Source organism: Paenibacillus sp. FSL R5-0701 (assembly GCF_037973995.1).
Taxonomy (GTDB): Bacteria; Bacillota; Bacilli; order Paenibacillales; family Paenibacillaceae; genus Paenibacillus.
The window spans coordinates 3136939-3157611 of sequence record NZ_CP150230.1 but is presented as its reverse complement, the minus strand read 5'-3'; the positions used below and the strand labels follow the sequence as shown (position 1 = coordinate 3157611).

At 43.0% G+C, this 20673-nt stretch carries 19 protein-coding genes; 5 read left to right on the top strand and 14 right to left on the bottom strand.

Going from position 1 to position 20673, the window contains the following annotated elements; genetic code table 11:
• Window positions 1-1434, top strand: a complete 1434-nt coding sequence (locus MKZ13_RS14020; protein ID WP_339184792.1) for a glycoside hydrolase family 1 protein — start codon at window positions 1-3, stop codon at window positions 1432-1434.
• A gap of 934 nt (window positions 1435-2368) precedes the next feature.
• On the opposite strand, the gene MKZ13_RS14015 is transcribed toward MKZ13_RS14020, so the two are convergent.
• The 9 genes from MKZ13_RS14015 to MKZ13_RS13975 form a co-directional block, all read right to left on the bottom strand.
• Entirely contained in the window at window positions 2369-3124 is a 756-nt protein-coding gene (locus MKZ13_RS14015) for an ABC transporter permease (protein WP_339184790.1), read from the bottom strand.
• Entirely contained in the window at window positions 3121-3870 is a 750-nt protein-coding gene (locus tag MKZ13_RS14010; RefSeq protein WP_339184788.1) for an ABC transporter permease, read from the bottom strand. Before MKZ13_RS14010 ends, MKZ13_RS14015 begins: the two co-directional genes overlap by 4 nt.
• Window positions 3867-4589: an ATP-binding cassette domain-containing protein gene (locus tag MKZ13_RS14005; protein ID WP_339185394.1), complete on the bottom strand. Its 723-nt coding sequence runs from the start codon at window positions 4587-4589 to the stop codon at window positions 3867-3869. Before MKZ13_RS14005 ends, MKZ13_RS14010 begins: the two co-directional genes overlap by 4 nt.
• 83 nt (window positions 4590-4672) lie before the next feature.
• Window positions 4673-5686, bottom strand: coding sequence for a HAMP domain-containing sensor histidine kinase (locus MKZ13_RS14000; protein ID WP_282321567.1), 1014 nt, complete (start codon window positions 5684-5686; stop codon window positions 4673-4675).
• Window positions 5683-6360: a response regulator transcription factor gene (locus MKZ13_RS13995; protein ID WP_339184786.1), complete on the bottom strand. Its 678-nt coding sequence runs from the start codon at window positions 6358-6360 to the stop codon at window positions 5683-5685. Before MKZ13_RS13995 ends, MKZ13_RS14000 begins: the two co-directional genes overlap by 4 nt.
• Before the next feature lie 297 nt (window positions 6361-6657).
• On the bottom strand, window positions 6658-7281 hold the full coding sequence (locus MKZ13_RS13990; protein WP_339185393.1) for a sugar O-acetyltransferase: 624 nt from the start codon (window positions 7279-7281) through the stop codon (window positions 6658-6660).
• Between the two features lie 39 nt (window positions 7282-7320).
• Entirely contained in the window at window positions 7321-7887 is a 567-nt protein-coding gene (locus tag MKZ13_RS13985) for a sugar O-acetyltransferase (RefSeq protein ID WP_036670756.1), read from the bottom strand.
• 229 nt (window positions 7888-8116) lie between these two features.
• Window positions 8117-9280: an MFS transporter gene (locus MKZ13_RS13980; protein ID WP_339184784.1), complete on the bottom strand. Its 1164-nt coding sequence runs from the start codon at window positions 9278-9280 to the stop codon at window positions 8117-8119.
• Window positions 9281-9407: 127 nt separating this feature from the next.
• Window positions 9408-10160: a helix-turn-helix domain-containing protein gene (locus MKZ13_RS13975; RefSeq protein ID WP_036670754.1), complete on the bottom strand. Its 753-nt coding sequence runs from the start codon at window positions 10158-10160 to the stop codon at window positions 9408-9410.
• 205 nt (window positions 10161-10365) lie between these two features.
• On the opposite strand from MKZ13_RS13975, the gene MKZ13_RS13970 reads away from it, so the two are divergent.
• The gene (locus MKZ13_RS13970; protein ID WP_047842809.1) at window positions 10366-10494 is read left to right on the top strand and encodes a DUF4023 family protein; all 129 of its coding nucleotides are present in this window, start codon (window positions 10366-10368) and stop codon (window positions 10492-10494) included.
• A 95-nt stretch (window positions 10495-10589) separates the two neighbouring features.
• Complete coding sequence (locus MKZ13_RS13965) at window positions 10590-10850, top strand: hypothetical protein (RefSeq protein WP_047842808.1); 261 nt, start codon at window positions 10590-10592, stop codon at window positions 10848-10850.
• A gap of 81 nt (window positions 10851-10931) precedes the next feature.
• Here the strand turns inward: MKZ13_RS13965 and MKZ13_RS13960 are convergent, their stop codons facing one another.
• The 5 genes from MKZ13_RS13960 to MKZ13_RS13940 form a co-directional block, all read right to left on the bottom strand.
• Complete coding sequence (locus MKZ13_RS13960) at window positions 10932-12575, bottom strand: extracellular solute-binding protein (RefSeq protein ID WP_339184783.1); 1644 nt, start codon at window positions 12573-12575, stop codon at window positions 10932-10934.
• A 305-nt stretch (window positions 12576-12880) separates the two neighbouring features.
• Window positions 12881-14560: a response regulator gene (locus MKZ13_RS13955; RefSeq protein ID WP_339184780.1), complete on the bottom strand. Its 1680-nt coding sequence runs from the start codon at window positions 14558-14560 to the stop codon at window positions 12881-12883.
• Window positions 14561-14564: 4 nt separating this feature from the next.
• Window positions 14565-16313, bottom strand: coding sequence for a histidine kinase (locus MKZ13_RS13950; protein ID WP_339184778.1), 1749 nt, complete (start codon window positions 16311-16313; stop codon window positions 14565-14567).
• An 82-nt stretch (window positions 16314-16395) separates the two neighbouring features.
• Window positions 16396-17286, bottom strand: coding sequence for a carbohydrate ABC transporter permease (locus MKZ13_RS13945; protein ID WP_339184774.1), 891 nt, complete (start codon window positions 17284-17286; stop codon window positions 16396-16398).
• A gap of 15 nt (window positions 17287-17301) precedes the next feature.
• Window positions 17302-18207: an ABC transporter permease subunit gene (locus tag MKZ13_RS13940; protein ID WP_221819504.1), complete on the bottom strand. Its 906-nt coding sequence runs from the start codon at window positions 18205-18207 to the stop codon at window positions 17302-17304.
• Between the two features lie 315 nt (window positions 18208-18522).
• Here MKZ13_RS13940 and MKZ13_RS13935 point away from each other — a divergent pair, with 315 nt between their 5' ends.
• The gene (locus MKZ13_RS13935) at window positions 18523-19188 is read left to right on the top strand and encodes a TrkA family potassium uptake protein (protein ID WP_221819505.1); all 666 of its coding nucleotides are present in this window, start codon (window positions 18523-18525) and stop codon (window positions 19186-19188) included.
• On the top strand, window positions 19172-20569 hold the full coding sequence (locus MKZ13_RS13930) for a TrkH family potassium uptake protein (RefSeq protein ID WP_339184771.1): 1398 nt from the start codon (window positions 19172-19174) through the stop codon (window positions 20567-20569). Before MKZ13_RS13935 ends, MKZ13_RS13930 begins: the two co-directional genes overlap by 17 nt.
• The last annotated feature ends 104 nt before the right edge of the window (window positions 20570-20673 follow it).

Genomic DNA, 20673 nt, shown 5'->3' with positions numbered 1-20673 from the left:
ATGAGCAACTCTCAAAATCATACTTATCAATTCCCGAAAAATTTCCTGTGGGGTGGCGCAATTGCAGCCAATCAGGCTGAAGGTGCATACAATCAAGGTGGCAAAGGATTATCTACACAGGATGTAGCTCCCAAAGGCATCATGGGGCCAATCACGGAAGAACCAACCGAAGATAACATGAAACTGATCGGTATCGATCTATATCATCGCTACAAGGAAGATGTGAAACTGTTTGCCGAGATGGGCTTCAAGGTATTCCGTACTTCCATCGCCTGGTCCCGGATTTTCCCAAAAGGGGACGAGCTGGAACCAAATGAAGAAGGTCTGCAATTCTACGACGATCTGTTTGACGAATGTCACAAATACGGGATTGAACCACTGGTTACACTATCCCACTATGAGACACCTCTTCACTTGTCCAAAGAATACGACGGCTGGGTTAACCGGAAAATGGTTGGATTCTATGAGCGTTATGTAACTGCCGTATTTAAACGGTATAAAAACAAAGTAAAATACTGGCTTACTTTTAACGAAATCAACTCCATTCTTGAAGCACCCTTCATGAGTGGAGGCATCTACACGCCTAAGGAGAAGCTTAGCAAGCAAGATCTCTATCAGGCGATCCATCATGAGTTTGTAGCCAGTGCTTCCGCTGTGAAACTCTGTCATGAGATCATTCCTACGGCACAGATTGGTTGTATGATGCTCAGTATGCCTACCTATCCGCTGACACCAAATCCAGACGATATGATTAAAGTCATGGAATTCGAACATAGCAACTATTTCTTCGGCGATGTACACGTAAGAGGTCGCTACCCTGGTTATATGAAACGTTACTTCCGTGAAAATGGAATCGAGATTCAGATGGAAGCTGGCGACGAGGAAATGTTACTGAATACAGTAGACTTTATCTCTTTCAGTTATTACATGAGTATCTGTCAGACAGCAGACCCGGAGAAACAAATCGCAGGTGAAGGTAACCTTCTTGGGGGTGTACCAAACCCTTATCTGCCAGCAAGTGAATGGGGATGGCAGATTGACCCGCAAGGATTGCGTTATGTGCTTAACATGTTCTATGACCGTTATCAAAAACCACTGTTTATTGTAGAGAATGGCCTGGGAGCTGTGGACGAATTGATCACAGGTGCGGACGGTGAGAAAACAGTAGAAGATGACTACCGAATCCAGTATCTGAATGATCATCTGGTTCAGGTTGGCGAAGCCATTGAAGACGGCGTTGAAATTATGGGTTATACATCATGGGGTTGCATTGATGTTGTCAGTGCGTCTTCTGCCCAGTTGAAAAAACGTTATGGTTATATCTATGTGGATCGTCATGACGATGGATCAGGAACACTCGAACGTTATCGCAAGAAATCCTTCCATTGGTACAAAGAAGTGATCAGTAGTAACGGAAAAAGTTTGCAACGTTAAGGTTCTTTAAGCAAATGTAACAGATCCATTCTTCTATCCCCCAGACATTATCACATGAAAAAGTGTCGGTTATACGATACCTTGGCATGTTTTCTGTCTGGGGGATTTATTAAAAATACCCGATGATAAACATCGGGTATTCTCAATGGCTAATATAATATTCTTCACTATATGTTTTTTTTAAGTAAATGATTTTGTTTTGACATTTATCTAATCGATAAAGAGAACAAGTTCTGTTCCCTCTTGACTTACATTTAGGTAAGCTAACCTGCTATTAGCTTAATGAAACAGATTAAATATCCCACTCGACAGTTTGAAGTTCCCACTCTATTCAGAAGTGGAACGGAGATTTTGCCTTCAGAGAATGATTTGAGCCTTATCCCACCACATAATTTATCTCAAGATAATATTTAGATAACAATTTAATCCGCGATGACACAATGTTCTTGCCTTGGACAATTGAAATTGACTTTAAATATCCTTCGATTTCCAACTGTGTCGTGATGGGTACTTAACTATTCTGAACAAAAGCAGCTGATCACATTAATCAGCTGCTTTCTTTGTATTATAGAGCTATCGTTTCCCGTTAGCGTAATGATTTACTGTTGACACATTCATCGTGCTATCTTTAACGTCTAGTTTTTGGACTATGATTAATTCGAACGGTAGCTGCTGGACAATTTCACCTCCATCTCGTTTATTGCTTAAATCATTCTTCATTTTGATTCTTGACTTCCATTCCTCTTGTAAAAACACACGATACCAAACGCAGCAAAAGTTACATAATTACTTATTCTTGCTATGACCTCTTCAGCATCCTTAAAAAACCTTTTTCTGTGCAAACTCTCTCCTCACATATCTGTGTTTACCATGATTATACAACAACAAGTTTTTGGTTACCTTTGTTTTATGAATATCTCTGACCATTGATCGCTTAGGCATCTCGCTTACGGTATAATACAACAGAAAATATAATAAAGATCAGTGTCCATAACATTGAAATGCCTGTCCCTTGCATTGGTGTAAGGACATTCATTTCATCAGAGGAAAGCGACCTATACATATAATATCCTGCCGTATCCGGAAAAACATGTTTAATACCAGGCAGATAATTTCTTGCCAATGGACTGACAACAAAATAATACCCAAGCAGAATGACTAGTACAGGAGTCGTTCGTCTAATTAAAGCACCTATAGCTGCACTGAGAAGACTAGTCATTGTTAAATAGCCTGTTGCACCTACTAATGTTTTAATTAATGTGTTCATCTCAATCACTTTTGTGTCTCTCATCATAACAAAAGCATATAGCACACCTGATGCAACCATAATAAACGCCGCGGGAATAGCTATAATAGCCAATGCCAGATGCTTCGCGGATAATTGAAACCCACGCCAAGGTGTCACAGTTAAAGTGGTTCGAATCTGTCCGCCGGTATACTCCGAACAAGTTGTTAAGATTCCAAGAATAATGAACCCTGCTTGAAGATATCCCATAGACGCAAGTCCTGTATCCACCATCCTTTGAGTTCCTGCAGCCCCTTGTTGGCCAATAGAAGTAAACGCTACAGCTAGAACTAAATTGACAATGAACGCTCCCGTAAGAGTGAACCATATCCATGGTAATGTAACGAGTTTGCCCAGTTCAGCACTGAGAATTGGTGTTATCTTTTTACTAGAAGAGACACTCATGCTGCAACGTCCCTCCTATAGAATACAATAGCTGCAATAATGAAGAGAACAAATACCCAAGCAAACATGACTAAACCGCCTATGAACGGAGTGTGGAATCTGTCACTCATAGACATAAACATATCAATGCCAGCCCGATCGGGTAAGTACATCGCCAACGTCGTAATCTTAGAAAGCAGAACACTAAATGATACGATGGATGAGTTGATCATGAGCACAGCAAGAGGTATAACGCCATTTTTAGTTAGAACAGTGAACCCAACTGCTAAAAGAGCGGTAAATATCCAGTAACAAAGGGCACCGAACAGTCTGGACCATTCAAATGCAGGAGCATATTCATCAAGAATAAGATGCGTTGTTGGCACCATTATTATAATAGCAACCATACAAAGCAATGCGCTAATTACTGTTACGGCGCCTCCTTTTGCCAACAAAACATAAAGTCGGGATGAAACAACAGATAAACTGGTTGTCATCTGTTGTCCTCCACCAGATTCACTGTTCTCTGTCAAATACTCACTGCTTACAGCAAGCACACCAAGGATGATGACGCCTTGTACCCCAAAACCTAATCCAATATAGCCGACTTCCGCTAGGCGTGTGCTGATTCCAGCTATAATATCCGCTTTTTGTGTTAGACTATCCAATGCAGCAAAGACCGCTGGAGCAAATGCTCCAATAAAAAGAGCAAGCCAAATGCCCGGCAGGGAAAGTAATTTAGACAGTTCAGCGTTGATTGCTCTCATAGAGCATTCCCTGCACGTTCAGATGTCAGGGCAAAAAAGGATTCCTCTAGCGTGGAATGGGTACCTATGACTTCTTCCAATGTTCCATCTGCAACGATTTTCCCATGCTTAATAATCACCACATCATCAACCGTCTCTGCAAGCTCTCCCATTAGATGACTGGATAGTAACACGGTGTTTCCAGACGCGGCACGTTCACGTAAAAATGTCCGAATCCAGCGAATCCCTTCCGGGTCGAGCCCGTTTACGGGTTCGTCCAAAATCAATATTTTTGGATCGCCAAGTAGTGCAGCTGCCATCCCAAGTCTTTTCCCCATACCAAGTGAATAACTCCCGACTCTTTTTCCCGCCGCAGTAGTAAGACCTACTATTTCCAAAACTTCCTCGACACGTGAGCGAGGCAAGCCTGCGGCACGAGCAATCCAACGTAAGTGCGCCCGTCCTGTTCGCATGCGATGAGCTCCCGATCCATCCATTGCAGCGCCTACAGTTACTAAAGGATTGTGTAATTCTGCAAATGGCTTTTCATTAATTAGTGCACTCCCTGAGGAGGCACGATCTAATCCAAGCAGGATACGAAGTGTAGAACTTTTCCCTGCCCCATTTGGACCTAAAAAACCGGTGACTCTACCTGGTCTGGCTTTGAAACTGATACCTGATAAGATTTTTTGGGTTCCTCGGTGTTTGACTAAGTTATTAATGGTAATCAACCATAACACATCCCTTCTGTTATGGTTGTAATTATAAAGAAGCAAAGTTGCATCTCGGATATCATGTTGTTTACTTCTGGGTTAACTTTAGGTTAAGCCCTGCCAATAGCTATTCTTGTGCCATTTTTATTGGATGTAAAGACAGCTTTCAACTTCATTTTTTTCAACATATATTTTGAAGCCGATAAGCCAATCCCCACCCCGCGCTCATCGGATGAGTTATTCATACCCGGACCTCTGTCTTCAATAATAATCTGTTCATTTTCTATATCAACTACAATGTTTGCATATTCCCCCTTTGCTGCATGCCGAAGAACATTCTGAAATAAGTTATCCAGAACTCGTGTCATCCATTTAGGATCTACTTCCCAATAAAAAGTCTTCTCTGCCGGTAAATCAACATCGATCCGAATTGCTTGTTCTTCAAATGCAGGATACCACGCAGCAACTGATGCTCTTACTAAGCGTCCAATATCTGTTGAAGTCGGATGAAAAGGATGTTTCCCTGATGTAATCAAGGTATAAGAAAGTAAATCATCCATTAGCTCTCCGACTCTTGTAATTGTATGGTTCATTTCCGTTAATGAGTTTTGTCCTTCCAAACTAATTGATTCCTCATTTAACCTGGTGACATGTCCTCTCAAAATAGTAAGTGGCGTTCGTAAGTCGTGAGATAAATTCGCGATGAGCCGATGTCTTAATGATTCCTCTTCATTTTCCCGCTTGCGGCTGTCCTCAAGCTGCTGAATCATCCAATTAAAGGAACTCCCTAACTGGTCTATTTCATCCATGCGATCACTCTGAACCGATATTGGTTTAGGAAATGAGTGATTTGTAGCTGAAAACGACATGAATTCTTGTAAGTAGGTGAGACGTTTGCGAAGTTTCAAGAAGAACAACCAAGACAAAACAACAAATGCAACCATGATAAAACTAAATAATAGAACAGTGATATAAAATAAATTCAACGTATTCAGATCTTCTTCATGGATACTACCCGCAAACCCAACAAACGCACTGAAGAAAATAAGCACTATGGGAGGAAAAAAGATAAATAGAAAATGTACTTTTAGAAAACGGCGAAATAATGACCTATTCTGTCTCATAATTTCACCCGATATCCTATTCCCTTCAACGTTTCTATAATCTCCGGGGAATTTGGATTACGTTCCAACTTCTGACGCAGCCGACGGATATGTACCATTAATGTTTTATCACCAGTAATATAAGTTTCTTCCCAAATAGCCTCATAGATTTGTTCTTTTGGCAGAACTTGATTAGGGTGGCGTAAGAAGTACATTAATATTCGATGTTGTTTCCCTGTCAATATAATTTCTTCACCTGTGCGTTTATCAAATATCATTTTGACCCCTAGATCTACTTCAATATGATTTCCTAATGAAATGCGTTCGGAATGTATTCCGCCACTTCGCCGGATTAGTACTTCTAATCTTGCAACTAATTCATCTGTATGGAATGGTTTCGTTACATAGTCATCGGCAAATTGTAAACCATCTACCTTATCATCGATCGATGTTCGAGCAGATAACAGCAATATCGGAACATCAGGAGCTGCCTTTTTTAATCGTTTTCCCACAGTAAATCCATCTAAGCCAGGTAACATGATATCCAAAATAACGACTTCATACTGATGTACATCTTTTTCAGCTCCCTCACCACTAAGTAGCCATTGAACCGAAAAACCTCGCTGTTCTAATTCCTCCTTTACCAATTTGCCTATCTTCTCATTATCTTCGATGTATAATAAGTTTCTTCTCAAGTAACATCCCTCTCTCTGAATGGTGTCCACTATTAGACAGATTAACATAACGCATACCATCGTTTCCATTTAAGAAAATAAGTGCTCCTTCTATGTACCCGATCTTTTCACGAGAAATGGCCGTTAGTTGAAAAAAGCAACCGATCTCGTAAATCGACTGCTTTTTTGTTTCATAACGCTATCGATTCCGTTAGTTGAATGAATTAAGGGGAAAATAAAGATTAGTTATATGTCTAATCGGAAATAGGAACATGTTCTTGTACCGATAACATAAAAAAAGCCGCTAAAATAGCGACTTCAATGGGAATATGTTCTTGTCCCTCGACACTTCACTACATCCCTGCTGTACTTTGTTTTGTCTTCTTCCGTTATCTTGCGAATGACCCTGCAAGGATTACCCGCAGCAATCACACCAGACGGTATACTCTTGGTCACTACGCTCCCTGCGCCGATGATCGTATTATCTCCAATCGTCACACCAGCAAGAACTGTCACACCGCCACCGATCCATACATTATTGCCCACCGTGATGGGACCAACGATCTCCAGACCTTCATTGCGCTGCTCAACATCATAAGGGTGGCCTGCCGTATAAAATCCACAATTGGGAGCAACAAAAACGTTATCTCCAAAACTGATTTTTCCTCCATCCAGCATGACAATATTATGATTGCTGTAGAAGTTCTCACCAATTTCAATATTATAGCCGTAATCACATAAAAATGGCTGTTCAATCAGGAAACGATCCGTCGTTTTCCCCAGCAGTTTCTTGATTAACGCTTCTCTTTCATTGATCTTGGCTGGATGAAGCTGGTTATAATCGTAACAAAGTCCCTTGGCATGTAAACGCTCTTCAATTAACTCTTGATCATAATTGGCGTTATATAAGAGCCCTAATTGGGATTTTTCTTTTTCAGTCATCATTTCGTAAGCACTTCCCATCTTCTATCTAAAAATAAATTAAAGCTCAATCTCTCTAATGATTCTAGCAGGATTGCCGCCAACAATCATATTATCGGGAACATCCTTTGTAACCACAGACCCAGAAGCAATGACCACGTTGTCTCCAATGGTAACCCCCGGATTAATAACGGCTCTGCCACCAATCCATACATTATTGCCAATCGTGACTGGCTTGCCATATTCTGCACCCGTATTGCGTTCATGCGGATGGAGTGGATGAGTAGCCGTATAGATATGTACATCTGGCCCCATCAAGCAATGGTCTCCAATACGAACTTCACACACATCTAATATTGTACAGTTAAAATTGCTATAAAAATGATTGCCTACATGAATGTTATATCCATAATCCACATGAATATTAGGTTCCATACCCAGGTGTTCACCTGTAGATCCCAACAGTTCCTTCAATAACTTGGTGCGAAGCTCACCGTCCGTTTCCGTCGTTTGATTGAACGTCCGCGTCATTTTTCTTGCATACTCTCTGTCCTCAGACAATTGAAGATCCGAAGCCATGTACAGCTCGCCATCCAGCATTTTTTGTTTTTCCGTCTTCGTAGTCATGATCACCGCTCCCTCTTTACACATCATGTAATTCAACATTAAATAACACTTTTTAAAACTCTTTTAATTATATAGATTACCATGAATAAAGCAAGTTTTTCTCGATATGAAAATGGTTTAATCTACTGACGCGTACTCTAGTGTATCAACAATAAAAAAACCTCTACACCCATTAGACTATGGGAATGCAGAGGTTCAAACCTTTTGTCCAATCTCCAATTTCTTTATTCTAAGCAACCGCCTGAACGGTTTTTTCCTTAACGCTAATGGCATAGATGGCAGACACCAAACCAAGCAAAACCAGCACAGAACCAACCCATCCAGTGTTCAGAATCGATGAATGATCAATTACCATGCCACCGATATAAGTACCCAGTGCAATACCTGCATGTGCAATTCCTGAATTGGTACTGATTAGCGTTTCAGCTGTTTCCGGCGAAGTTTTGATAATGAGACTATTCTGTACAGGCGTAACGGTCCAACTCAGTGCACTCCAGATGCTTAACAGCAGTAAGAAGGCGATCAAAGGCAATCCCACACTGAACGGAATGACAGCCATAGTCACAATAAAGGGAATCAGCACAATAACAATGGCTTTGGCAGGATGGAGACGATCAGATAACATGCCACCTATGCCTCCACCTGCAACAGCGGCGATCCCAAACATCATATAGATAAAGGTAACCATCGTGGCGCTGGCACCCAGCGTTTCTTGCAAAAATGGCGTGAAATACGCATATAAAGTCAAGTGCCCCGCCAGTACAAGCAAAGTTGTAGCATGGATTGCCAACATTTTTGGATTCCACAGAGCCGTAAGCTGTTTCTTCAGAGATACGGCAGGAATAGGCTGAACACGGTCCATTGCAATCCAGATGGCCATCATAACCACTGTGGTTAGAACAGCGATCAACATAAACACCTCACGCCAGCCTGCCAAGTTACCTACAAAGATACCAAGTGGTACACCCAGGATAAGCGATGCGCTGCCTCCCATGGTAATGATCCCCACGGCACGTCCTTTGTATTGTGGTTCCACAATACGTGCTGCAAGGGTCAGGGAGAGCACAAAAATAAGTGAACCCGTTGCGGCTCCGAGTGCTCTGCCCGCCATCAGCATATAAAAGCTGGTACTGAATGCAGAGATCAGGTTACTGATCAGAAAAACAAATAGTGTACACATATATACCTTTTTACGCTCGAATCTGGCCGTCATATTTAATAAAATCGGCGCAGACAACGCATAGACAAGTGAGAAAATAGAGATTAAATACCCGGCTTTCGCTAGGGAAAGATGAAGATCCGTAGCAATCAGGTCCAGAATCCCGCCCAAGATCAGTTCAACGGTTCCGACCACAAATGCTGCGATAGCAAGCACATATACTTTCTTATTCATTTTTGAATCCTCCTCAAAAAGTTACAACTACGATAGTAACCCATAAAAATGAAAGTTTCAATAGTTATTTTCATGTTTTTTTCAAACAAAGATATAACAAAAAAAACTATCCTGCGAGAGAATAGTTTTAATAGATCAACCTGGTGAGCAGTTTCTCGATTTCAGCATCCTGTAATAGTTGGTCACCGTATTTTTTGGTAATCTGAGTAAGTGCAACATCATGGTAGAAATAATCCGTCATCGCTTTAACAATCGGTTTGGACATCGTCTTGATCGCTCGCCATGAATCATGCTCCACACCGGCAAACAGCAGATATGCATGATCCACAATAAGCAGCTGTGAAGGTTCCGGTGCATCTAGCAATGGGATTAACGAGTATATCCGGTTTAAGGATGTCTCCATGCCCCCAACGGCAAGTACTTCAACGTATACGCCCTGCTTTTCCTTCTGCTCCAGCAGTTCACGATATTTCTCCATTCGCTCATTCCAGGCCAGAAAAAGAATTGATGAATCTGCTTCCTCGATAAGCTGTTCGATATTCGATGCGATGGACGACTCATCTTTTAACGTCCAGATATGTTCATCGGTGAATGTACGTTTGATTTTGTAACTTTTCAATTCCTCAATATCTTTCTCAAAATCAGCCTTGATCTTATGGATAATGGACTGAAGATCCACCGCCATATATAGTTTCTTCTTCCCATCCATCGTTGTCAGCACCGTTCCCTTGTCGATCAGGCGATTAAGCACTTCATAGATCTTGGCTTTGGGAACGTTGGAGTAATTTACAATCGATGTGGCATCAAGTGGTTCATCCTGCGCGAATATAGCCTCGTATACCTGACTTTCATATTGTGTAAACCCGAATTTCTGCAACATGGTATGGATCTGCGCATCCCTTCTTAGTGTGTCTGGTCTATCTAGTTTAGATGCATGAACCTCCCATGTCCAGTATGTCCCAACTGACCTAGGAATGTGGAATCAGAATTAAATTTAGCGATGTCACCAAAATAATATCACTTGCCAGTGGTTATATTAACAATCGGAATACACATTTTGCTTATGGAAGGAGCTGTAATTTACAATGGAAAGTACTCAAGATTTTGTGAAGAAAGTTAACGAAAATGCCGAAAAAGCGCGTCACAATAAAAACAACGGCAAGGGAACGCCAGGGGACAAGTTGCCATCCAAACAGCACTCAACGAATAAGTAGAGTCTATTTATTAAACATCATGTCTTCCGTCTAACACCCTTTCCTCTACTTTTCATCTACTATTAAGAACCTTTAATAGAAAAGAGATGATTAGTATGGCTCGTGTCAATGCTGTTCCACAACCGGATCTGGTATTAATCTACTGGTCTAGAAATCCGCTCATTCCCGGTTCTGCGCGCAGAATCCAAAGTGTACGTGTGATTGGTAATACATCTCCATGTACATTCACACTGGTTCCTGGTGCACGGCTGATCAATGCACTGAACTGCTTGCTGGACAATGATATTGGATTCAAAGTGGTATACCGCTACAAAACGTCTGAAATCAGTGGGGTTCTGTTATTGAAACGAAAATAATTAGCCCCAAAAAATGGTGCCTCTCCTTATGGGAGCGCACCATTTTTCATTTTTTCTTTGATCTTATGAAATTCAATCCTTTTATTGGTTAGCTGCGATGGTGTCGTTCACTTCTTGTGTGATCTGATCCCCGCCAAGTTTCTTCCAATTGGCTACAAAGTTATCGAACTCGTCAATCGACAAATTACCATAGATGATTTTCAGAAACGTCTCGGCTCTCAGTTTATCAAGTGTTGCCTGTTTGGTATTCATCGTTCTCGTTGGTGCATAGATGAATTCATTCATAACAATCAGGTCATTATCCCGATAGTATTTAATCACACCTTGTGAACTCTCTGGGCCAAAGATACGCTCCATATGCCACTTATCGAGATTCCCATTCCGATAATCCATAATATCGTCATAGAACAGCTTCGCTTCGAGTTCCAATCCAGAGGTATCTCCTGTTTTGAGCGCCTGCTCTACTTCATCCTGTGCTTTCACATTTTTGTTGGCTGGCAGGTTGGAGACTGTCGCATTATGAAAACCAAGACCTGTCAGTCCATTCAAATAAGCAGCCCGTTCTTCCTTGGCAGACTCACCGAACATTTTTTCAGCCTGAAAATTAAGAAGTTTAATCAACGCTTCTGGATGCTCGTAGCCTTTGCGAACGGCAAATATACCGCCCAGACTAAGATGATTCTGTGTTTTGGCTGGCTGATCATCAATCGATTGAACCGGGTAAGCCATCCAGTCGATGTTTTTGTCTTTCTTAATCATGCTGCTAACCTGAAATGGTGCCCATTGTGGCAGGAAGAACATGCCTGACTTACCTGCATTCACATCCTCCATCATTTTAGCAAAATCCTTCACGCCAAATTCGGGATCAAGCACACCCTTCTGATACAGAGTCTGAAGTTCACGCAATCCTTCTTTCACTTCCGGTTGGATCGTTCCATTCACGACTTGACCTGAAGCATCCTTAATCCAGGTTTCGAGGTAACCATGATAACCGAGCAAGAACGCATTTATAGGTAAATCTTTGTTCAAGGCAATACCGTACGTATCATCTTTGCCATTTCCGTCTGGATCTTCGAAGGTAAAGGCTTCTGCAATCTGGATGACATCCTGCATGGATTTGGGTGCCTCAAGACCGACCTTTTTTAGCCAATCCTGGCGTATCCAGATCATATCAGAAGAATCCAGCGAGCCCGGGAAGCTTACCATGGCATATATTTTCCCATCCTTCGTTACCGGCTTCAGACCTGCTCCATCCTCAGCAGCCATGAACTCCTTCACCAGTTCGGATGCATACTTGTCATATACTTCGGTCAGATCCTCCAGCATTCCCGCTTCATGAAGTTGTTCGAATTGAACAGCACTTACTTTCAGTACATCCGGCAGATCACCACTCGCCAGCGTGACATTCATCTTATCGTTATAATTGGCATCCGGAACGATCCATTCGTACGTTACATCAATACCGAGTTCATCCTTGTACCCTCTGGTCCAGATGTTGTTGGCGTGTGTATCTCCTTGGGCGAGCGATTCTTTCCCTGTTTCATTCATGGTGGAAGTCAATTTAATGGGTGGGTCATATTTCGTAAGTGGTCCTCCCGCATCCTGCTGTGTATTCGGCGCTGCTTCATTCTCGGCGCTTCCCGCACCAGACGAACAGGCAGCAAGCGTGGTGGCCAGCACCATGGTTAATGTTAATAATGAGAACTTCTTGAATGATATATTCATGCGAATCCCCCTTTTTTCTCCTCCCGTGAGGTATATAAGATGAACTATAAATATTAAACATCCACTCCGATAGCAGAATAACCTTCCGATCACTGTTATCCCCAGATTTCCTTTATCCCTTTTTCTATGGGTGAAATCTGTTGATAAAGGTGAACGCTTCGCTTCTTCAGTTTTTTTCTGCTCTCTCCGTTCAAGGTTTAATTTGACTCATCTTATATATAATTTTATTTTATAAAGAAAGCGCTATCACTTCGAGTGTACCCCGTTGACATCTGGTATCTTTGATTTACCATTTGAAATATCATTTAACTTTTCTGATCCCGATACTCTTGAGGGGTGCAGCCTGTTGCTTTTTTGAAGAAACGATAAAAATAATGTTGATCACTAAATCCAACCTTCGCAGATATTTCATGCATCTTGCAAGAAGAACCCAGAAGCAACTCTTTGCTTCGCTCCACTCTACGGTCATGGATGTAGTCGGATATGCCTTTACCTGTAATTCGTTTATACCAACGCGACAGATAAGAAGGGTTAAGAGAGACTTCCTGTGCGATCCGTGTGAGTGAGAGGTCATCCTCCAGATGGTGCTTGATGTATTGATGGATCGTAATCAGAATCTGTGATTGGTCGTTCACGCGGGCATCGCTTCGTTTGGAGATCATCCATTCGTATGCCGATTGATAAAAGATGACCAGATCGGACCATGCCGTATGGATGTCAAAATGCAGCATTCGGGACAGCGATATTTCTTCCAGTGCCGACTCATACAACCCTAGTTCATGCAGGACTTCAATGAGTATACTAGCTGCACCCGTATACGTTTTCATACGAAAGAACGGATCTTGAAGCCCCTCCTTCGCCGCCTCAGTCCATTTATGGAAGGACTCTATCCATTCCCGATCCCCGGCGGTTATTCGCTGTTTGATCTGATCCAGATGCAGCGCTACAACACCCTGTTGATTCATAATGCTAGGGGTGTATGGCAATTCATCCTGGATATTTACACGCAAGAGCTTCTCCATCCCAAACCCGGGGCTCTCATGAATCGACAGGCGTAACTGCGCGATCGCCTGATTAACCCTGCTCCACTCTACCGCTTGCTCGCTGACCATAATGGATACAGACAGGTTCAGGCAGTCCGCACAGGATTGCTGCACAGACTCCAGTGTGCCATAGACAAAACGAAGGGTCTGGTTCCAGCTGTCCGGCTGACTCCCTCGTTCCCCTTGCGTATTAGATATGTGTGACGAATGCGCCTCTTGCGATTGAATAAAACACGCGATGACCTGAGTGTCCAGATCAATCGCCTTCACCCTGGCCTTGTCTTGCAGCAGCTCCTCCGCAACATTGGCAACGGCATAGCGGATTAGACTGCGATCCGCCTGGGATTGATAGTTGTTCCATTCTTCTACCCGGATGATCACTGGAATAACGAGTTGATCGGATTCGAAAGGTAGCTGCACAGCATCCAGTTCTTCTTGAAGTGAAACGGTATCATGTCTATCCGTTCGCTTAAGTACATCAAGCAGCAATTGACGCTGTAACTGGGGCAGCGCTCGCGGTAATTTACTGCGAAACCAGGCAGCTTGGTAGCGAAAATCATTCTCTTCCGAGATCTGTGCTAATGCCCGTTCTACTGCAGCCCGAATGTGGTTCATGCCCTCTGTCTTTAACAGGTAATCAACAACGCAAGGATTTCGAATCGCTTGGTGTGCATAATCGAATTCGTTATGTCCCGTTAGTAATAGAACTTTGCATCGTGGCCACCGGTCCATAATCTGCTCAATCAACTGCATGCCATCCATGCCAGGCATACAGATATCGCTGAGTACAATATCAATCTTTACCGAGTTCAACCAATCAATAGCTTCATAGGCAGAGTATGCCTTGATTATCTCCATGTCCTGAAGATTTGCTTTTTGAAAGAACGCATACAGTCCGTCCAGAATAACAGGTTCATCATCGACAATAAGCATCCGCTGCATAATCCTACTCCCCTTTCCATGGAATCTTCACTATAATGCACAATCCACCAAGCTCACTTCGCTGCGCTGTAAGACCATAGGCAGCCCCGAATTTGATTCTTAATCGCTGATTCACATTCATGAGCCCGGTTATCTCTTCGTTTCCATGTTTCCGCTCTGTTTCCTCGAAGGCAGATTGCAAGTAATTCAATGTTGCGTCGGTTAACTGATCCCCGTCATCCTCGATGCGAATAGACAGGTTATCCTGATCCTTTTGGTACGAAACCTGTAGAATACCTCCCTGGCTACGTTTGGCTAGTGCATGCTCAAACACATTCTCTACGATCGGCTGAATCATGACTCTGGGAACAGAAATAACTCTGTACCTTGCACCCAGATCCTCCAATTCCAATTGAATCCTCGAACCAAACCGGATTTTCTGAATGGACGCATAGACCAGCGCATGGTCAATCTCAGCCCCCAACGATACTTCCGTATGAGAATCACGGGACATATACCTGAAATATTGACCCAGGTAGTCGGTGAATTCCTGAATGAGCTCCACGTTCTCCACTTCAGCCATTTGCTTGATGCTGAATAGACTGTTGTATAGAAAGTGAGGTTGAATCTGGGATTGCAGGTGCTTGAGTTCCGCTTCACTTGTTCGAATCCGTGCAACATAATTCTCATCGATCAAAATATGTAAGCGCTCTATCATATGGTTGAATCGAGAGTACAAATAGCCGAATTCATCCCTTCTGGATGAAGGAATATGTACGCTTGTCTGGCCCTGCTCTGCCATCCTGAATCCTCGAATGAGCACCGCTAAGGGTTGGTGAATCGATCTGTAGATCGAAAACGAGAAGACAACAATGATCACAACCGACATGAAGGTCACCATCCATAACCATACGTTGTATTGTTCCAGCGGTGCGCTCAGCACATCTTGCGGAATAGTGGCTGTCAGCGTGAACGAGTGATCCTTATCATGTAACGAATAATATAGATATGGATCAGATTGGAACTTCGTAACTTGCATGGACTCGGATGGTTCAGGTGAAACTGTTCGAATCGGGTTTACAGGTGCTGGCTGCTCTGAAGAAGAGATCACTACATGTTGCTGTTCACCAAAACTCAGTGTAATCTCACTTTCACCCGTTTCCGACAGCTGCTGCAAACGGTGTTTCAGTTCTTCAGCAGACAAGCGTATCCCTAATATGAAATTAGGTGGCTCCTCATGGTTCATGTTATACGGATTACTTTTCAGGAAATAGAGATCGTTATTGGAATGCGATAATTCGCCATTCAGATTCCCCATCGTCGCGAGCAGATTCTTCCACTCGGTATCCTCTACGTCCCGAATCCCGTCCACCGCACTGACTCGTTTATGCAGAGCGGGAACATAATACACCACATCACTAATGTAGGGACTCGTTACCATAATCTGACCCAGCTTATTGTGAATGTTGTTCAGACTGGACGTGACTTCATATCTGCTCATAATCGCGGCTCGTGTACTTAGCGTGGACATGGGTTCATCAAATGAAAATTCGGTAACCAGCGCACTCATTCGCTCCAATTCGAATTGCAGATGATTATGGTAGAAGTACAATTTGGACTCATGTGCCTTCTCCACCTCCGTCTGCATTTGTTTGGAGCTGAGTTGCGTAATCATTATGCTTATCCCGTACAAGGGCAGAATGACCAGTACAAAAGCAATCATCAGTTTGACGACAATGGATGACTCTCTCCATCTCCCCCGAATGAATCTCAATATTCCATCTCCCCTCTCCTCAATAGCAAAAAAGGAGCCAGAAATCGGCTCCTTCCATCGATCGGTTTTCCTCCTACCGATCTTATCCCTTTACACTTCCAACGACAAGCCCATGAACGAAATACCGTTGCAGGAACGGATACACGAGCAGAATCGGAATAACGGACAAAAAGATCTGGGAAGCTTGGGTTGTTCTATCCGATACCTGACTTAAGAGCGTTGCATCCTCCAGCGTCATCATCTCGCTCTGAATCATCGTTACCTGCTGTAACATGGACTGAAGATATGTAGCCAGCGGATAGCCTTCCGGGCTCTTCATGTAGATCATGCCATCGAACCAGGCATTCCAGTGTCCCACCATGGCAAACAGCGTAATGGTCGCGATACTGGGAAGAGAAATAGGAAGATAGATGCTGCATAGGGTGCGGAAATGTCCTGCCCCATCCATCCAGGAAGCTTCTTCAAGTTCCTTCGGCAATCCCCGGAAAAAATTAAGCATTAGAAGTACATTGAAGATCGGAACGGCGCCCGGCAGAATCAAAGCCCAGATGGAATCCAACAGCCCCGCTTCTTTAACCACCAGGTAACCCGGGATCAACCCTCCACTGAACAACATGGTGAATACGAAGATCCACGCGTAGAACGTTCTTGAACGGAATTTAGCAGCCTCTTTGGAGAGCGGATAAGCTACGAGAACCGTGAAGATCAGATTGGTTGTAACCCCCAGAACGACACGAAGAAGGCTTGTGCCGAATGAGTTCAGGAATTGCTGATTTTCCAGAATGTATTGATAGGAGGACAACGTGAAATCGACAGGCCAGAATGTGACGCTACCCGCTTTTACCGCATCACTTGAACTAAATGAAATCGCTAATATATTCACAATCGGGAACAGGCATAACAAGGCAAGAATCGTCAGGATGACGTAGTTAAACCCTAGAAACCACCGATAGGCTCTTGAAGCATGGTGCATGATTCTGCCTCCTTTCTAGAATATCCGATAATTCGCGAACCGATAGGCCAAGAAATAACCAAGTCCGATAAAAATGAAAGACACGACAGATTTGATCAGACCCAACGCTGTCGATACAGAATACTGAGCATCCTGCAATCCGATCCGGTAGATCATCGTATCCAGAATATCTCCTGATTCATATACCAATGGATTATAGAGATTGAACACTTGGTCAAAGCCACCGTTAAGTACGTTACCCAGACTAAGCGTTACCATCAAAATGACGATCGGGCGAATGCCTGGCAGCGTGATATGCCATGTCTGCTTCCATCTTCCCGCACCATCCATAACAGAGGCCTCATACAGAGATTTATCAATATTAGTGAGGGCGGCCAGATAGATAATGGTCCCAAATCCGAATTCTTTCCATTGGTCTGTGATGACAAGTATGTAAGGGAACCACTCGTTACTGGCCAGGAATTGAATTGGGTCAATGCCCACGGCTTTCAGCAACATATTAACGATCCCGGTGCTTGGAGATAACACATCCACGATGATTCCCGCCAGAATAACCCATGAGAAAAAGTGAGGCATATAGATCACCGTCTGAATCGTTCGTTTAAATCCTGTCTTGCGAACCTCGTTGAGCAATAAGGCTACAAGTACCGGAATTACCAAGCCGGACACAATTTTCATCGTCGATATAAATACCGTATTCCATACAACCTGCGAGAACCCCGGCAGATCGAACAGATACCTGAAATTGTCCAAACCCACCCAATTTAGATTTTTGAATCCGGCAATGGGAGAGAAATTCTGAAAGGCAATAGAGAGACCTGCCATCGGAATGTAACCGAATACAATAATAATGAGCAGTCCAGGCAGAATCATAAGATGAAGCGGAACGTTTCGGATAAATTGTTTGTAGTTGGAACGCATAGCTGACTCCTCCTTCAACGTTTATTATAGGAGCAGCCAGATCACCGCAATAGTGTGGGCTATTTACTTTGGGTATCTTTTGTTGACTGCTTTCCACAGTTCAACAGCATATCCCAAAAAAGAAACGAATCAGTTGCAATTCTATTCTTGAGGCATTAGAATGAACTCTTTTGGAGATATGCATAGACATAGATATGTTGGACAGGGTTTGTTAACTACAATATGAAACCTTACAATCCTGTGTACGTAATGTAATATTTACCTATTAGGATATAGAGTAAACCGTTATTTATTTTGATTACAATGAGGGATATTATGAAAAAACAGTTTATGGTACTTGGTCTTGGACGATTCGGTTCAAGCTTGACACACACACTCATTAAAAATGGGCATGAAGTGCTCGCAGTAGACAAAAGCGAAACTCTTGTTCAGGAAATTTCAACGGTGGCAACCCATGCCGTACAAGCAGATTGTACTGACAAATCAGTCCTTATGGAGCTTGGGGCAAGCAACTTTTCACACGCCATTGTTGCGATCGGCGAAGATCTGCAAGCAAGTATACTGACCACTCTGTTATTGAAAGAACTTAATGTGCCCAAAGTAACAGCCAAGGCCAAAAATGATAACCACGGTAGTGTGCTTAGCAAGATCGGTGCGGATCAGATTGTTTACCCTGAACGTGACATGGCCACGAGACTCGGTAATCAGCTTAGTTCAGACAACATCATAGATTCCATTGAATTGTCTTCAGATTATAATCTGGTCGAGATCAAAGCTCCCTTAAGCATGAATCAGAAGACATTGCTAGAACTCAATATTCGGGCTGAATATGGATGTACCGTTATCGCCATCAAAACGGGGAATAACCTGAATATCTCGCCCATGGCGGAAGACACCGTCCGTGCGGGAGATATGCTCTTGTTAATAGGTAGTAACGATGACATTCGAAATCTGGAGAGTGATTATGAAACAAAGAGATAAACGCGTAACGGGAACTTCGGCTCTGACGAACATTGAATCGATTGTGAACAAGTTGAAAAATAATATGAGTCCTCCCCAACTCATCATGATGATCTTCTTCACTCTCATCTGGATCGGAGCCATATTGCTTGCACTGCCCATATCTTCAAGTACTGGGACTTCCATCGGTTTACTTGATGCCTTGTTCACAGCAACCTCTGCTATATGTGTAAATGGGCTGATTGTCTTGGATACAGGGAGTGTCTTTTCAACATTCGGACAGGTCGTTATCATGATTTTGATTCAGGTTGGTGGACTAGGGTTCATGACACTCGGTGTAATGGTTGCCATTATTCTGGGGAAACGGATTGGCTTGAAACAGAGGCTTCTTATTCAACAAGCCACCAATACCTCCTCAGCTCAAGGTCTGGTTAAGCTATCCATGTATATTGTACTTATAGCCTTTGCTTTTGAAGCGCTGGCTACAGTGGTTCTTACATTGCGCTGGCAGAGCGATTTGGGATGGGGACAAGCTTTCTATTACGCCATATTCCATTCCATCTCTGCCTTCAATAATGCGGGTTTCTCTCTTTGGAGTGACAGCCTCACCCCATTTGTTGGTGACCCGATTGTTAATCTTACGGTCATTACGCTCTTTATCATTGGCGGCTTGGGTTATATTGTGGTTGTGGATGTATTCCGCAAACGTTCATGGAGAAAGCTCTCTCTTCATTCAAAAATTGTGTTAATCGGTAGTTTTTCTCTTTACTTGATTGGATTCCTCACCATTTTTTTACTCGAGAGTTGGAATCCTTCAACGTTCGCTGATTTATCTTACAGTGAACGTATATGGGCTTCTCTATTTCAGGGCACCGCTCCTCGAAGCTCTGGATTCAATACCATTGACATTGGAAGTATGTTGGCCACATCCCAATTTTTCATTATTATTCTAATGTTCATTGGGGCTTCTTCCGGCGGAACAGGTGGAGGAATTAAAATCAATACTTTTGTGGTCCTTGTTCTTGCGACCATACAAACATTTCGGGGCGGCGGACAGATTCATGCTTTTGAGCGTAAAATTGCAGAAGAAACAGTAATGCGTGCACTCGCTGTTGTCTTAAGTTCTCTCGCCTTTGTACTAGGGATCTCCATTCTTCTCTCGATATCCGAAGGCATTCTTGAAAATCATTTTCTGGATGTTCTGTTTGAAGCCACTTCAGCATTTAGCACCACAGGACTCTCGATGGGTCTGACAAGTGAGTTGAGTGTTGCCGGTAAAATTATAGTCTCTATTACGATGTTTGCAGGACGATTGGGACCATTAACTCTGGCTTTTGCACTGGCTCAGAAGAAACGCACATCCAAAATCGGTTATGCAGAGGACCATGTCCTTATTGGTTAACATACCGTACTAAGGACATGTTAATCCTTTTGTGGAAAAGTAATTGCTTTCTAGTTCAAAACAAGTTCAATAGCAAAACGCCCCCTTATCGCAAACGACAGATG